At 60.4% G+C, this 15,833-nt stretch carries 13 protein-coding genes; 7 read left to right on the forward strand and 6 right to left on the reverse strand.

The window, feature by feature from the left end:
- Positions 1-44 precede the first annotated feature (44 nt).
- The gene (ltaE, locus tag ACZCWR_RS10070) at positions 45-1,052 is read left to right on the forward strand and encodes a low-specificity L-threonine aldolase (protein WP_487303300.1); all 1,008 of its coding nucleotides are present in this window, start codon (positions 45-47) and stop codon (positions 1,050-1,052) included.
- A gap of 796 nt (positions 1,053-1,848) precedes the next feature.
- Here ltaE and ACZCWR_RS10075 read toward each other — a convergent pair.
- Positions 1,849-2,811: an IS5 family transposase gene (locus tag ACZCWR_RS10075; protein ID WP_487300625.1), complete on the reverse strand. Its 963-nt coding sequence runs from the start codon at positions 2,809-2,811 to the stop codon at positions 1,849-1,851.
- A gap of 278 nt (positions 2,812-3,089) precedes the next feature.
- Between ACZCWR_RS10075 and ACZCWR_RS10080 the strand changes: the two genes are divergently transcribed.
- Complete coding sequence (locus ACZCWR_RS10080) at positions 3,090-4,220, forward strand: IS481 family transposase (RefSeq protein ID WP_487300626.1); 1,131 nt, start codon at positions 3,090-3,092, stop codon at positions 4,218-4,220.
- Positions 4,221-4,370: 150 nt separating this feature from the next.
- Here the strand turns inward: ACZCWR_RS10080 and ACZCWR_RS10085 are convergent, their stop codons facing one another.
- On the reverse strand, positions 4,371-5,564 hold the full coding sequence (locus ACZCWR_RS10085; protein WP_487300627.1) for a urate hydroxylase PuuD: 1,194 nt from the start codon (positions 5,562-5,564) through the stop codon (positions 4,371-4,373).
- A gap of 76 nt (positions 5,565-5,640) precedes the next feature.
- Complete coding sequence (gene uraH, locus ACZCWR_RS10090) at positions 5,641-5,994, reverse strand: hydroxyisourate hydrolase (RefSeq protein ID WP_487300628.1); 354 nt, start codon at positions 5,992-5,994, stop codon at positions 5,641-5,643.
- Positions 5,995-6,483: 489 nt separating this feature from the next.
- Here uraH and ACZCWR_RS10095 point away from each other — a divergent pair, with 489 nt between their 5' ends.
- Positions 6,484-7,839, forward strand: a complete 1,356-nt coding sequence (locus tag ACZCWR_RS10095) for an 8-oxoguanine deaminase (protein ID WP_487300629.1) — start codon at positions 6,484-6,486, stop codon at positions 7,837-7,839.
- A gap of 843 nt (positions 7,840-8,682) precedes the next feature.
- Here the strand turns inward: ACZCWR_RS10095 and ACZCWR_RS10100 are convergent.
- Positions 8,683-9,615 (reverse strand): LysR substrate-binding domain-containing protein, encoded by a 933-nt coding sequence (locus ACZCWR_RS10100; RefSeq protein WP_487300630.1) that lies wholly within the window; start codon positions 9,613-9,615, stop codon positions 8,683-8,685.
- 272 nt (positions 9,616-9,887) lie between these two features.
- Here ACZCWR_RS10100 and ACZCWR_RS10105 point away from each other — a divergent pair, with 272 nt between their 5' ends.
- The 4 genes from ACZCWR_RS10105 (at position 9,888) to ACZCWR_RS10120 (ending at position 14,738) form a co-directional block, all read left to right on the forward strand.
- Positions 9,888-11,459, forward strand: a complete 1,572-nt coding sequence (locus ACZCWR_RS10105; RefSeq protein WP_487300631.1) for an ABC transporter ATP-binding protein — start codon at positions 9,888-9,890, stop codon at positions 11,457-11,459.
- A 14-nt stretch (positions 11,460-11,473) separates the two neighbouring features.
- Positions 11,474-12,580 carry an ABC transporter permease gene (locus tag ACZCWR_RS10110; RefSeq protein ID WP_487300632.1) on the forward strand — a complete coding sequence of 369 codons (1,107 nt, stop codon included), beginning with the start codon at positions 11,474-11,476 and terminating at the stop codon, positions 12,578-12,580.
- An 18-nt stretch (positions 12,581-12,598) separates the two neighbouring features.
- Positions 12,599-13,528, forward strand: coding sequence for an ABC transporter permease (locus ACZCWR_RS10115; RefSeq protein ID WP_487300633.1), 930 nt, complete (start codon positions 12,599-12,601; stop codon positions 13,526-13,528).
- Between the two features lie 115 nt (positions 13,529-13,643).
- On the forward strand, positions 13,644-14,738 hold the full coding sequence (locus tag ACZCWR_RS10120; protein ID WP_487300634.1) for a BMP family ABC transporter substrate-binding protein: 1,095 nt from the start codon (positions 13,644-13,646) through the stop codon (positions 14,736-14,738).
- Positions 14,739-14,806: 68 nt separating this feature from the next.
- On the opposite strand, the gene ACZCWR_RS10125 is transcribed toward ACZCWR_RS10120, so the two are convergent.
- A complete protein-coding gene (locus ACZCWR_RS10125; protein WP_487300635.1) occupies positions 14,807-15,016 on the reverse strand; it encodes a dodecin in 210 nt (69 codons plus the stop codon).
- A 209-nt stretch (positions 15,017-15,225) separates the two neighbouring features.
- Positions 15,226-15,717, reverse strand: a complete 492-nt coding sequence (locus tag ACZCWR_RS10130; RefSeq protein ID WP_487300636.1) for a hypothetical protein — start codon at positions 15,715-15,717, stop codon at positions 15,226-15,228.
- Positions 15,718-15,833 lie beyond the last annotated feature (116 nt).

A 15,833-nucleotide genomic window follows, 5' to 3' on the forward strand; every position in this document is an offset into this window, starting at 1 on the left:
AGTTGGCTCATTTCCTGACGAGTCATATCACGATGCCCGACCGCATGATCGATCTTCGCAGCGACACCGTTACCCGCCCGAGCCAGCCGATGCTCGCCGCCATGTCGGCCGCCGAAACCGGCGACGACGTCTGGGGCGACGACCCCACGGTTCTCAAGCTTCAGGCGACGCTTGCCGAGCGGACTGGCAAGGAAGCCGGGCTGTTCTTTCCTAGCGGGACGCAGAGCAATCTGGCCGCTTTGATGGCGCATTGCGCGCGCGGCGATGAATACATCGTGGGGCAGGCGGCGCATACGTATAAGTACGAAGGGGGTGGGGCGGCGGTGTTGGGGAGTATTCAGCCGCAGCCGGTTGAAAACGCGCTTGATGGTTCGCTGCCGCTGGAAAAGATCGCTGCTGTCATCAAGCCGATCGATGACCATTTCGCGCGGTCGCGGTTGTTGGCGCTGGAGAACACCATCGGCGGGAAGGTTCTGCCTGCGGATTATGTCGCGAAGGCGACGCAGCTTGCGCGTGAGCGGGGGCTTTCTACTCACCTCGATGGGGCGCGGATTTTTAATGCTGCGGTGGCGTCGAAGGTGCCTGTGGCGGAGTTGTGTGCGGCTTTTGATTCTGTTTCTATTTGCTGCTCGAAAGGGCTTGGGGCGCCGGTGGGGTCGGTGTTGGTCGGCTCCAAGGCGTTGCTCGATGTCGCGCATCGGTGGCGCAAGGTTTTAGGCGGTGGCATGCGGCAGGCGGGCGTGCTTGCAGCGGCTTGTCTTTATGCGCTCGATCATCATGTTGAAGGGCTGGCGCAGGATCATGAGAATGCCGAGCGGCTTGCTGCCGGGCTTGCTCAGATCGATGCGCTTAAGGTGCAGTCTGTGGCTACTAATATGGTTTTTGTTTCTGTGCCGCAGGTGCATTGTGGGCCGCTTGAGGCGTTTTTGAAGGAGCGAGGGGTGCTTACGCAAATGCTGTACGCTTCGCGGTTTGTTACGCATCGGGATGTGGATTCTGCGGGAATCGATACCGCTGTGGCTGCGGTTAAGGCTTATTTTGCTTCGCGGTGAGGTTTTTTTGTTGTGCAAGGGGCTGCTGCTGTTTGTTTGGCTTATTCAGTAGCCGCCTCCCCGGCGGGGGGGTAACTTTCTTTGCTGCTGCAAAGAAAGTCACCAAAGAAAGCAGCTTTTTACCCCATGCACGCTGGCTGGAGAGGGTTGGTCTGGATTAACGGATGCAGTGGCCGCGATAGGACTTTCCACGCATCACGAGCCGCTTAGGCAACCTAGCGATTGCGCGCTCGAAGTGTCAACGCTCAGTGGACCGCGCTCATTCTTTCGGCCATGCGCTGCGCGCGCCGAGAATATAAGAACGGAATCCCGCAGCCTATAAGCGCCCAGCCATCCCACGCGTCTCCGCAAGATTGTTATTCGGCCCTACCTTGGTTTGCGTTTTCGCGGAAGGTGCGTTGGCCACGCTGACCAAAGGCTAATTTCGCGCATCGACAAGTAGTGTCAAAATGGTATTTGCATTTTGGTCGGAGCACTAACTAACGTAGGGCCGAATAGCAATATAGCGGGGAAGCACGATGTGGCTGGGCGCTGATACGCTGCGGGATTCCGTTCTTACGTTCTCGGCGCGCGAAGCGCATGGCCGAAGGAATGAATGCGGTCCACTAAGCGTTGAGACTTCGCGCGCGTAATCGCGAGGTTGCCTAAGGCTAAGCTGAACAAGTCGCCGAATTTTCGCCGTGTCGGCGATGTGTCGGTGTTCAGGTCATGAAGCCGACGGTCGCCCCTTGATTTTTGGCCCTTGCAGGCATTGCACACGGGCGCTTTGCCCGCCATTCGCCCATTACGGGCGCACCTATGCCATCAATCGCCTGCGCGACAGGTACACGTTGGCAAGCGCCAATGCGACGAAGGCCCGGTTCGCATTCTTCGCCAACCCGCGATAGCGCACCTTCGTGAACCCCCACAGTCGTTTGACCACCGCGAAGACATGCTCCACGCGTGCGCGTATCCTCGACTTGTTGCGGTTCTTGCTGCGTTGAACCTCATCGACTTCACCCGCGCGGCGGGTGCGCTGATTTGTGAAGTCGCGTGCCTTCGGCGCTTTGCTGTGGATCAGCGCCTTCTGGCTGGCGTATGCGCTGTCGCCGTAGACCCGCCGCTCCTGGCCGTGCAGCAATTGCGGCAGCGGATGCTTGTCGTGCACGTTGGCCGGCGTGAGCACTGCGCTGTGCGCCAGGCCGCTCCGGCTGTCCACGCCGATGTGCAGCTTCGCGCCGAAGTACCATTGCTTGCCTTTGCGCGTCTGGTGCATTTCAGGGTCGCGCGACTTCTGCCCGTTCTTCGTCGAACTCGGTGCACCGATGATCGTGGCATCCACAATCGTGCCGCTCTTGAGTTTCATGCCGCTTGCCTGAAGCACCCGGCCGACTTCGGCAAACAGCTTCTCGCCCAGTTTGTGGGTCTCAAGAAGACGGCGAAATTTGAGCAGCGTGGTGGCGTCCGGTACCGCCTCGCAGCCCAGATCAATTCCTGCAAACCGACGCAGGCTGGCGCTATCGTAAAGCGCCTCTTCACACGCGAAATCGGCCAGGTTGAACCAGTGCTGGAGGAAATGGATGCGCAGCATGCGCTCCAGGCCAATCGGCGGGCGGCCATTGCCGCGCTTCGGGTAATACGGCTCGACCACCGCACACAACTCTGCCCACGGCGTAATTGCATTCATCGTATCGAGAAATTCATCGCGCCGCGTCCGTTTGCGGTGCGTCTCGAAGCCCGCACCTTCATCACTTGCCATCGCCAGCGTCTGCTGCTTCATCCTGTTCCGCCTTCCTTATTCACTCCAATCTATAACGCCCGGAGTAGCCATGTGGTGGACTTGATCAGCTTTGCCCTAAGCGATTCGTTATGCGAGGGAAATCCTATTGCGGCCACTGTATCGTTAATTCAGGCCACTCTTTCCAGCCAGCGGGCGGAGGGGTAAAAGCTGCTTTCTTTGGTGACTTTCTTTGCAGCAGTGTATAGACGGGAGACATCGCTGACAAACGTACGAGGACATGGTTGACACTTTCGGGTACTGAAACCCCGGTGCCGACCATGACTTGGAACATAAAAGACACGATGAGCCTGCGACAAGAATTCGTTCATTTGGCCACTCAACACACCCTCACGATGACGGAGTTGTGCGAGCGCTTCAACATCAGCCGGCAGACCGGCTACAAATGGCTCAAGCGGGGCGAACAGGCGCTGGCCGATCGCTCGCGCCGTCCCGCCAGCAGTCCTTCGAAGAGTTCTGAGGCTATCGAGCAGGAAGTGGTTCGACTGCGTCTGGCCCATCCGTGCTGGGGCGGACGCAAAATCAGCCGACGCCTTCAGGATCTGGGCTTTGAAGGGGTGCCGCACCCCAGCACCGTGACTTCGATCCTGCATCGGCACCAACTCATCCTGCCGGCCGAGTCGGCGCGGAGCGAGCCCTGGAAGCGCTTTGAGCACGCGCAGCCCAACGCGCTCTGGCAGATGGATTTCAAGGGACACTTCGAGACGCTGGACAAGCAGCGCTGCAGTCCGCTGACCGTGCTCGATGACCATTCGCGCTTCAATATCCTGCTGCGTGCCTGTGGCCCGACCGACACCGCAGCCGTGCAGGCGGGGCTGTGCGAGGCGTTCGCACGGTATGGCTTGCCTGCGCGCATCAACACCGACAATGGTGCGCCGTGGGGCTCGCCCAGCAGTCCGGGGCAACTCACCGAACTGGCGGTGTGGCTGATCCGGCTGGACATCGGCATCAGCTACAGCCGGCCCTATCACCCGCAGACCAATGGCAAGGAGGAACGGTTTCACCGCACCCTGAAGGCCGAAGTCCTGAACGGGCGATGCTATGAGAACCTGGAGCGCGTGCAGACGGTGTTTGAGCGCTGGCGCATCGTCTATAACTGCGAGCGGCCGCACGAAGCAATCGGCATGGCCACCCCCGAGAGCCGTTATCGGGCAAGCTCGCGCGCGTATCCCTCCGTCCTGCCGGAGATCGAGTACAGCCCGGACGACGTGGTGATGAAGGTCAGATCGGGTGGGCGCGTGGACTTCGAAGGACGACGCATCAAGCTATCCAACGCGCTTTATGGGCTGCCGGTTGCGGCTCGTGCAAAGCCGGGTGAAGACGGGGTATTTGACGTCTGGTTTGCCCATCATCGGATCATGACACTTGACCTGAGGAGCGAAAAAGCCTGACCATAAAACTGTCAACGATGTCCTCGTACATCTGTCAACCATGTCTCCGGTCTATACACAGCAGCAAAGAAAGTTACCCCCCCGCCGGGGAGGCGGCTACTGCAATAAAAGCCCAACCAGCAGCAGCCCCTTCCACATAAAACCCAACCCTTACTCCACCGCCCCCGCATCAAACCAAGCCGCCACCTTCTGCCTCTCAGCATCCGTCATCTGCGTAACATTCCCAAGCGGCATGGCCTTCAAAGTAACCGCCTGCTGATGCACCCGCTGCGCGTTCTGCTTGATCTCAGCGGCAGTATCCAAAAGCACACCCGCCGGCGCACTTCCCATCATCGTAGGATGGGCCGAATGACAAACCGCACACCGCTGCTGAATGATCGGCTGAATATCCGCCACCTTGATAGCCGGCGCACCCGCAGCCTGAGCAACAGCAACCGAAGGCTTCGGCATCGTCCACGCAAACGCGCCGAGCACGAGCACCAAGCCCGCCACCGGCATATACCAAAGCACCTGCCCGCGATGCCGCATCACGAAGAACTGACGAATCAGCGCGCCCGCCAGCATGATGAGCACCAGAATCAGCCAGTTGTACGCGTGCGTATAAGTCATCGCGTAGTGATTCGACAACATCGCGAACACGACCGGCAGCGTGAAATACGTGTTGTGCACCGAGCGCTGCTTACCACGCTTGCCATAGATGGCATTCGGCGTCTCGCCCTTGAGCATCGCCGCAACCATCTTCCGTTGCCCCGGAATAATGACGAAGAACACATTGGCCGACATGATCGTGGCAATCATCGCGCCAGTAATCAAATAAGCCGCGCGCCCCGAAAACACATGACACGCGATGAACGCCGCCACCAGCACATAAATGCCCACGCAAATACCAAGCAGCTTGTCGTTGGTTCCGAGCAGACGGCACAGCGAGTCATACACGATCCAACCCGCCATCAGAAACCCGAGCGCCGCCGACACCGCGACCACCGGCCCCATGTCGAGCACGTTCTTATCGATCAGATACGTACTCGGCGACAGCAGATACAACACGAAGAAAAGACCGAAGCCGGACATCCACGTCGTGTACGAAGGCCAGAACGACCAGTGCAGACTTTCCGGCATGTCCTGCGGCGCGACGGAATACTTCTGCATGTGATAGAACCCGCCGCCATGCACGTGCCAAAAATCGCCGAACACGCCACGTCGGCGCGCATTCGGGTCCGTGGGCGGTTTCAGGCTGTTATCCAGCGCAACGAAATAAAACGATTCGCCGATCCAGGCGATCGCGACGATAACGTGAAGACAGCGCAATGCGAGATTGAGCCAGTCGGTGACAAAGCCTTCCATGAACTCCTCCACTACCAATTCGTTATGCGCACATCGTCGATGTGATGGGGACGGGCGCGATGTGTCGGTTATCTTTTTAGCTGCCGCGATACGTGCTGTACGCCCACGGCGACACCAGCAGCGGCACGTGATAATGCGACGCTGCATCGGCAATGCCGAAGCGCAGAACCACGCGATCGACGAAGCGCGGCTCCGGCACTTTCACGCCGAACGCAGCGAAGTAATCGCCTGCGTGAAAGACGAGTTCGTACTCGCCGGTCGCGAAGTCGGCGCCTTCGAGCAGCGGGGCGTCGGCGCGGCCGTCGTCGTTGGTGTGGATGGTCTTGATCGCGCGGCGTGTGTCGCCGGTCAGCGCGAACAGTTCGACTTTGAGGTTCGCGCCCGGGCGGCCGTGCGCGGTGTCGAGGACGTGGGTGGTGAGCTTGCCCATTCGCAGGTTCCTTGAGTTGTGCGAGATCCGGCTTTGCGCATCGATCCGACATCGCGCGGTCAGACCGTGCGGTTCTCGGCGGATCGAGGCTCCACGTCAGTGGCTACATACCCGTCGGCGTTTCGGATGCGCGCCGTGTACAGCATTGTAGAAATTCGGGATGCGTTGTGCGCTCCCGATAGGAAAGATAATGCCTGCCGCATGACAGCGAGCCGTAAGCCGCGCGGGGCGGCATCGGAGGCGGTCTGCGGCGGCTTCCGACCGGTCATTCGCGCGATGCTACCCGCGCCAAAATTCCCGAATATATTGCGGGCCTGAAGGCGGGCATCACGTGGGCGTGATTGCGGAGGAATTTTTGGCTGCGGAAAGTATCGATACGCGCGAAACTGACCGCGTCCCGAAGACGGCGAAAGACGCTGGGTAACCGGGGCTTCAACCCTGGGCTTCAACCCTCAACCCATCGTCAACGCTACTTGGAGACCCGAGTCGATGAAAGCACGCACCTTGCTGGTTAAAAACGCCCACATGCTGGTCACGATGGATGACCAGCGCCGGGAGATTGCCGATGGCGGCATGTTCATCGAAGGCAATCGAATCGTGTCGGTCGGACCGACGAGCGAACTGCCTTCCACCGCCGACGAAGTGCTGGACATGCGCGGGCATCTGGTGATTCCGGGGCTCGTCAATACGCATCACCATATGTATCAGAGCCTCACGCGTGCGATTCCCGCCGCGCAGAACGCCGAGTTGTTCGGCTGGCTCACGAATTTGTACAAGATTTGGGCGAATCTCACGCCGGAGATGATTCACGTCTCCACGACGACCGCGATGGCCGAACTGCTGCTGTCCGGTTGCACGACGTCGAGCGATCATTTGTACATCTATCCGAATGGTAGCCGGTTGGATGACAGCATCGCGGCGGCGCGCGAGATCGGCATGCGGTTTCATGCGGCGCGCGGGAGCATGAGCGTCGGGCAGAAGGATGGCGGGTTGCCGCCGGATTCAGTGGTCGAGCGCGAGGATGCGATTCTCGCGGATTCGCAGCGTCTGATCGAGACGTATCACGATGCGGGGCGTTATTCGATGCTGCGCATGGTGGTGGCGCCGTGTTCGCCGTTCTCCGTCAGTCGTGAACTGATGCGGGATTCGGCGTTGCTGGCGCGGGAGTATGGCGTGTCGATGCATACGCATCTGGCTGAGAACGTGAACGATGTTTCTTATAGCCGCGAGAAGTTCGGCATGACGCCGGCTGAGTATGCCGAAGATCTCGGTTGGGTCGGGCATGACGTTTGGCATGCGCATTGTGTTCAGCTCGACCGTGCAGGGATCGAGTTGTTTGCCCGGACGGGGACGGGGGTGGCGCATTGTCCTTGTTCCAACATGCGTTTGGCTTCTGGGATTGCGCCTGTTCGGGCTATGCGGGATGCGGGGGTTTCTGTTGGGCTTGGTGTGGATGGTTCGGCTTCCAACGATGGCGCGCAGATGGTCGGTGAGGTGCGGCAGGCGCTCTTGCTGCAACGAGTTGGCTTCGGGCCAGATGCCATGACGGCGCGGGAAGCGCTTGAGATCGCGACGCTCGGGGGGGCGAAGGTGCTCAATCGGGATGATATCGGGGCGTTGGCGCCTGGGATGGCGGCGGATTTTGTGGCGTTCGATCTATCGCAGGTGGCGTTTGCAGGGGCGTTGGTTGATCCGGTGGCTGCTTTGGTGTTTTGTGCTCCTTCTGCGGTTTCCACTAGCGTGGTGGATGGGAAGGTTGTGGTTCGGGACGGGCGGCTTGTTACTGTGGATCTTGAGGCTGTGGTTCGCAGGCATAACGCGTTTGCCTCGGCGTTGTGTCAGTGAAGGGGCTTCTGTTATTTGTGCTTTATATTCAGTAGCCGCCTCCCCGGCGGGGGGGTAACTTTCTTTGCTGCTGCAAAGAAAGTCACCAAAGAAAGCAGCTTTTTACCCCATGCTCGCTGGCTGGAAAGGGTTGGTCTGGATTAACGATGCCGTGGCCGCAATAGGGCTTCCCTCGCAGAACAACTCGCATAGGCAACCTAACGATTACAGGCGCGAACAAGCAACGCAAAGTGGACCGCAGTCATTCTTTCGGCCATGCGCTGCGCGCGCCGAGAACCTAAGAACGGAATCCCGCAGCGTATGAGTGCCCAGCTACATCAAGCGGCATCGCACCCATCCCATTCGGCCCAACCTTGGTTGAGGCTTCGCGGAAAGGGTACGTGCCACGGTTTTCGAAGGTTCGATTCGCCCCAAGCTCGGTGAGGTCGCATGGAAAAGGTAGCGTGACGACGATTCGGAGTTTTGCTAAAGCGCGAACCAAGGTACGGCCGAATAGCAATACAGCGGGGACGTGTGAGGTGTCTGGGCGCTTATACGCTGCGGGGTTCCGTTCTCAAGTTCTCGGCGCGCGTAGCGCATGGCCGAAGGAATGAATGCGGTCCACTTAGCTAAGTGTGTTCGAGCGCGTGATCGCGAGGTTGCCCACGCGTTTAACTAACCGAAGGACATCCTAATGCGGCCACTGCATCGATTAATCCGGACCAACACTTTCCAGCCATCGAGCATGGGGTAAAAAGCTGCTTTCTTTGGTGACTTTCTTTGCAGCAGCAAAGAAAGTTACCCCCCCGCCGGGGAGGCGGTTACTGAATAAGCAGCACAACCAACAGAGGCCCTTTCAAAGCATCAAGGCTGATCAATCAACGACCGCGTAGCCTCTCCAACAAGACCCCTAAGCCACCGAACCTCATCCGAATAATGACACCGCTCATGCCACAACTGGTAATACTGCATAGGCGGAAAATCGAGCGGCGCGGGCACGACCGCAAGCGGCAGGAACTTGGCGTAATGGTCGGCGAACAACCGCGTAGTGGTGAACACCAGATCGGACTTGATAAGCACGTAAGGCGCGAGATTGAAGTAAGGCAAAGTCACGACCACATGCCGCTTCAACCGCTCCCGCGCAAGATGCACATCAATCGCCCCACGCTGCCCGACAGAATAGGGCGTAGGCGCAAGATGCGGCGCATTGAGATACTGATCGAGCGTAAGCCCGCCGCGCTTGGCAAACGGATGCTGATTGCTCACCAGACAAACGATCTTATCGACAAAGAGATTGGACAAATGAAGCTGCTCCGGCGGCTCCGGCCAATTCCCAACCACGATATCCAGCTTCCCATCCTCGAGCGCCAGCTCGTAATCGAACGCAGGCCCGAGCGAATGAAACTCCAGCGTCGCATCGGGCGCGGCCTGACGAAACCGCTCAACCACGGTAGGCACAAAAAGCACGTTCAAATAATCCGGACACCCGATGCGATAACACCGCACCGAAGTAGAAGGGTCGAAATTATGCTGCTGCACCTTGATTCGCTCGATCTCCCGCAACGCATTCTGCGTGGGTTCGAGCAGCCGCAGACCATACTCGGTCGGCACCATGCCGGACTTCCCGCGCACGAGCAGCGGATCGCCGGTGATATCCCGCAAGCGCCGCAAGGCAGCACTAATGGCAGGTTGCGACTGATTTAGCTTGACGGCCGCGCGCGTGACGCTGCGCTCCATCAACAAGGTATGCAAGACGCGCAATAAATACGTATCGATCGCCTCGCGTTGCTGACTCATTGTTATCTCCACTATATGTTCTGGCTGATCGATGCAGGGGCACCACATATCATTTTTAATATGACAGCGCGATGACGTCAAGGTGTGGCTTACCCGCAAGCATTGGATGAGCGCCCGGTGCCACACTATTTTGAGAGATCGACGAGTCGCTTCGAATTCTGTAAATTCTGCCCGCGATATGATCGCGCGCGACATCACGATGTCACGTGCCCGTGCGCGGTAACTTTTCCCAGTCCGGCCTGCTCGGTGGCCGGGCGCATCACGTGATCTCCATGGACGACGCTCTCAAACGGTCGACGACGCCACCGCGCCTGGCGTTGTCCGGCATCAGCAAGCAGTACCCGTCCGTCAAGGCGAACGATGGCGTGAACCTCGTCGTCATGCCCGGCGAGATTCACGCCGTGCTGGGCGAGAACGGCGCGGGCAAGTCCACGCTGATGAAGATCATCTACGGCGCGGTGCGGCCGGACGAGGGCGAAATTCGCTGGCAGGGCGAAGTCGTCGAGATCGGCAGTCCGGCCGCCGCGCGCAAGCTCGGCATCGGCATGGTGTTTCAGCACTTCTCGCTGTTCGAGACGCTCACGGTCGGCGAGAACATCGCGCTGGCGCTCGATGAGAAATTCGACATCAAAGCGCTGTCACGGCGCATCACCGAGGTATCGAAGGATTACGGGCTGGATGTCGATCCGCAACGCCACGTCCACAGCCTCACGGTCGGCGAACGGCAGCGCGTGGAGATCGTGCGATGCCTGTTGCAAGACCCGCGTCTGCTCATCATGGACGAACCGACGTCGGTGCTCACGCCGCAAGCGGTGCAAAAGCTCTTTACCGTGCTGCGCAGACTCGCGGCGGAAGGGTGCAGCATTCTCTACATCAGCCATAAGCTCGATGAAATCCGCGCGCTTTGCGAGAACGCCACCGTGATGCGCGGCGGCCGCGTCACGGGTCAGGTCGATCCGCGCGGCGAAACGGATGCATCGCTCGCACAACTGATGGTCGGCCATTCGCTGCCCGACTACACCCGCCGCGCCCACAATCCCGGCGATGCGCGTCTCACGATCAAGAACCTTTCGGTGGGGAGCCCCGATCCGTTCGGCACGTCGCTGGACAACGTCTCGTTCTCCGTGCATGCGGGCGAGATCTTCGGCATCGCGGGTGTGTCGGGCAACGGTCAGGCGGAATTGCTCGCGGCGCTGTCGGGCGAGATTCGCGATAAGCACGTGAGCGCGGATGCCGTGTCGATCTGCGGCACGCCTGCCGCGCGTTTGTCGGCGGGCGGCCGTCGCCGGTTGGGCTTTGCCTTCGTGCCGGAAGAACGGCTCGGACGCGGCGCGGTGCCGGCCATGTCGCTCGCGGATAACGGCTTGCTCACCGCGCATCGAGAAAACATGGTGCGGGGCGGCTGGATTCGCGCGAACACGGTCAAGGCGTTCGCGGACCGCTGCATCAAGGCGTTCGATGTCCGCTGCGGCGGCAGCCACGCGCTCGCGCAAAGCCTCTCGGGCGGCAACTTGCAGAAGTTCATCGTCGGGCGGGAGATTCTGCAAGAGCCGAAGGTGCTCGTGGTCGCGCAGCCGACCTGGGGCGTCGATGTCGGCGCGGCCGGTTTCATCCGCCAGCAATTGCTCGATCTCTCGGCGCGCGGCGTGGCGATCCTCGTGATCTCCGAGGAACTGGAAGAACTGTTCGATATCTGCGACCGGCTCGCCGTGATCGCGCGCGGCAAGCTCTCGCCGGTGCGCATGACGAACGAGACCAACGCGGAAGAAGTCGGCCTTTTCATGGCCGGGCTTTTCGAAGGCAAGCGCGCGCAGGCGGCCGAACTCGACTCTCTCTCCAAGTGATTCAAGTAAAAACGATGATCTTTCCCTATCGACTCGAAGCGCGCCCGACGCCCTCGCGCGCCATGCAGCTTGCCGTGCCCGTGGTGGCGGCTGTGGCGACGCTCGTCATCGGTTTCCTGATTTTCAGCGTCGTGGGACAGGACCCGCTGCGCGCCATGCACGCGTTCTTCATCGAACCGCTGGCGAGCGTGAACGGCTGGTCGGAACTGATCCTGAAGGCATCGCCGCTGTGCCTGATCGGGCTGGGCCTCGCGGTCGGGTATCGCGCGAACGTGTGGAACATCGGCGCCGAAGGACAGATGCTGCTCGGCGGCATCGTGGCGGGCGGCATCGCCATTCATGTGGGCGATGCGTCCGGCTGGTTGACGCTGCCGCTCATGATGCTCGGCGGCATCGTCGGCGGCATGATCTGGGCGGGCATTCCGGCGCTGCTCAAGAGCCGCTTCAACACGAACGAAATCCTCACGAGCCTGATGCTCACCTACGTCGCCACGCAACTGCTGATCTATCTCGTGAGCGGTCCGTGGCGCGACCCCGAAGGCATGAACTTCCCCATCTCCGCGATGTTCGCCGACGACGCGCTGTTCCCCCGCCTCTACGGCGACTGGCACTGGAGCTTTCTGAAGGGCACGCGCATCAACGCGTCGGTGTTTCTGACGGTGATCGCGATTCCGCTCGTGTGGATCTTCATGCGCAAGAGCTTCGCGGGTTTTCGGATGAACGTGGGCGGTCTCGCGCCGCTTGCCGCGCGTTACGCGGGCTTCTCGGATAAGAAGACGATCTGGACCTCGCTCCTGCTCTCAGGCGGCCTCGCGGGACTCGCGGGCATGGGTGAGGTGGCCGGACCCATCGGGCAGCTTCAGGCGGGCTGGTCGCCGGGCTATGGCTTCACCGCGATCATCGTGGTGTTCGTGGGGCGGTTGCATCCGGTGGGCATCGTGTTGGCGAGTCTGTTGATGGCGCTGCTCTATCTCGGCGGCGAAGCGGTGCAGACCTCGCTGCAACTGCCGCAGGCGCTCGCGGGCGTGTTTCAGGGCTTGCTGCTGTTCTGTCTGCTCGGCTGCGACTTGTTCGTGAATTACCGGATCAGGCGCAGGACCATCGCGCATCACGCGGCTTAACTTCGAGGCTCGAAACAGATGGATATCAATCAAGCGGGCAATCTCGCATCGAGCGCCGTGGTCGCGGCCATTCCGTTGATGTACGCGGGCGCGGGCGAACTCGTCGCGGAAAAATCCGGCGTGCTCAATCTCGGCGTCGAAGGGATGATGCTGATGGGCGCCGTCACCGGCTATGCCGTCACCACGACCACGGGCAGTCCGTGGCTCGGCATCGTCGCGTCGATCTTCGCGGGACTCGCGATGGCGCTGCTGTTCGGCTTTCTCACCATCACCATGCTGGCGAATCAGGTCGCCACCGGCTTGTCGCTGACGATCTTCGGCATCGGCTTTTCGGCGTATGTCGGCAAGCCCTACACGTCGGCGGCGGTGCGCGCGACCATCGAGGTGATGCCGATTCCCGGCCTCTCGTCGATTCCCGTGCTCGGTCCCGCCGTCTTCACGCTCACGCCGCTCGGCTATCTCGCGTTCATCATGTTCGCGGTGATCGGCTGGTTCCTTTACAAGACGCGCGCGGGACTGGTGCTGCGTTCGGTCGGCGAATCGCCGGGCGTGGCGCATTCGGTCGGCTTTCCGGTGGTCGGCGTGCGTTACGGCGCGGTGTTGTTCGGCGGCGGCATGGCGGGCATCGCGGGCGGTTATTACTCGATCGTGTATCTGCACGTCTGGCAGGAACAACTCACCTCGGGACGCGGCTGGATCGCGCTGGCGCTGGTCGTGTTCGCGACGTGGCGGCCGGGCCGCTTGCTCATCGGCGCATTGCTGTTCGGCGCGGTCATGGCCTTGCAGTTCTATGCGCAGGCGATCGGCGTGCCGGTGCCCACGCAGTTCCTCGCGATGCTGCCGTATATCGCGACCATCGTCGTGCTCGTGCTGATCTCGCGCAATCCGAACACGATCAAGTTGAACGCACCGGCATCGCTCGGCAAGCCGTTCTTCGCGGCGAGTTAATTTCAGTGTTGTTCCAAGGCAGCATCCGGTTTCGTTCGTAATTTTGATGAACGAAACTGGTGCGCCGCATCACCCGTTTTCGGCTTTTCACAACATCGACCAGGAGAGAATCACAATGAATAGAACATGGCTGAAGGCGATCACGGCGACTGTCGCGTTGTCCGCCAGCGTCGCCGCGCTTTCGACGGGAAGCGCGCGCGCGGCCGATGCGCCGGGCGTCGCCTTCGTCTATCTCGGCAATCCGGGTGATGCAGGCTGGACCTTCGCGCACGACGCCGGCAGCAAGGAAGCCGAAGCCAAGTACGGCGACAAGATCAAGATCACGCGCGTGGAAAACGTGCCGGAATCGGCGGACTCGGAACGCGTGTTCCGCGATCTCGCCAACAAGGGCAACAAGGTCATCTTCGGCACGAGCTTCGGCTATCAGGACTTTCAGTTGAAGGTGGCGAAGGATTTTCCCGACACCATCTTTTTGACGGCGACGGGCTACAAGAAAGCCAAAAACTTCGGCACCTATGACGTGCGCATGTATCAGGGCGCGTATCTCGCGGGCATCGCGGCGGGCTATGTGTCGAAGACCAACACGCTCGGCTTCGTGGCATCGGTGCCGATACCGGAAGTGGTGCGCAACATCAACGCGTTCACCATGGGCGCGCGCTCGGTGAATCCGAAGATCCACACCAAGGTCATCTGGATCAATAGCTGGTTCGATCCGGGCAAGGAAAAGCAGGCCGCCGAAACGCTGATCGGGCAGGGTGCGGACGTGCTGCTGCAAAACACCGACTCGAACGCGACGCTCAATACCGCCAACGAAAAGCACGTGCACGCTTTCGGCTGGGATTCGAACATGAAGAAGTTCGGCCCGGACGCGCATCTGGGTTCGGTGGTCGCGCATTGGGGCGTGTATTACAACGCGGTCATCCAGCAAGTGCTCGATGGCAAGTGGAAGAACGATCCGGTGTGGCTCGGCATGCCGCAGAAAGCCGTGGATCTGGAAGACCTGAACAGCAGCGCGATTCCCGCCGATGCGATGAAGGCCGTCGCGACCAAGCGTGACGAACTGCATTCGGGCAAGTGGGATGTGTTTAGCGGCCCGATCAAGGATCAGACGGGCGCGGAGAAAGTACCGGCTGGCAAGACGCTGACGGACCCGGAGCTTCAGCGCATCAACTGGTATGTGGAAGGCGTGGACGGTTCGTTGCCGAAGTAAGTTTGCTCGAAGAAAAACGCGCTTCGTGTCACCACGAAGCGCGTTTTTTCATGCCCGATGCAAACGCATCAGTCCTCGATGCGCAGTCCCACCTTGAGCGTCACCTGCCAGTGCGCGATCTTGCCGTCCTCGACATGACCGCGCGTTTCGGTCACCTGAAACCAGTGGATATTGCGCAGCGTCTTCGATGCCTTCGATATCGCGACGCGCACGGCGTCATCGCTCGACGTGGCCGACGAGCCGGTGAGTTCGATCTGCTTGTAGACGTGTTCAGTCATGGTGTTCTCCTTGTAGTGATGGCAAGCGTGCATCGCCGAATGGATGCGCTTCCAGCCGATGCAGCAAGGCGTGCGCCAAGCGAATGCGGCGACGCCGGGGAGAAGTGCAAAGCGCGTGACGCACGTTGCCATGCGGCGCGATGATTCAGCCGATCCTCGCGCATCGCGCAAGGAAGGGCTTGCCCATCATCAAAGACAAAAAGGAAGGATCAGCGCAGCGGACGCGAGGCGGCATCGCCCGCATCCTGACGGCGCGCGCCACGACGATGACGCGCCGAAGTGGTCGCACCGAACTCGCTCAGAATCTGCGTGCGGGCGCGGCTCGCGAACACGAGGAAGCCGAAGCCGTTGGCTTCATACCAGTAACCGCCGTTTTCCAGTCCGTCGAGCGGCTGTTCGAGCGCGTTGGTAATGGACTCGACGCACCGGCGATGCAATTCGTCGATGGCCGGATACGGCGGCTGCGCGCCACGCACGCTGCATAGCAGGACATCGAGCCCTGGCAGCACGTGTGCGTAGAGCACGGGTTCATCCTGCGCGCGCGCGCGTGCAATCTTGGTATCGAGCTGACCGAACGGCTTGAAATGCCGTAATACGGCGAGAAAAGACTCGTCGCCATCAGCCTTCACGCGTTTACGCTTTTTCGGGAAGGACATAAAAACTCGCCTGAAAAAGATTTGCAAGAAACGCAGCGTCCTCATGCGGCCACTCCCGTCTTGCGTGCCGCACGTCGATCTTTTATAGCGCATCGATGTGATTAGGTCACGGTGATTCGAGACCTCTGACGCACGACCGGCTCCTTGCCGGTGCACGCCTT

It is taken from the genome of Caballeronia sp. A2-2 (genome assembly GCF_057612605.2).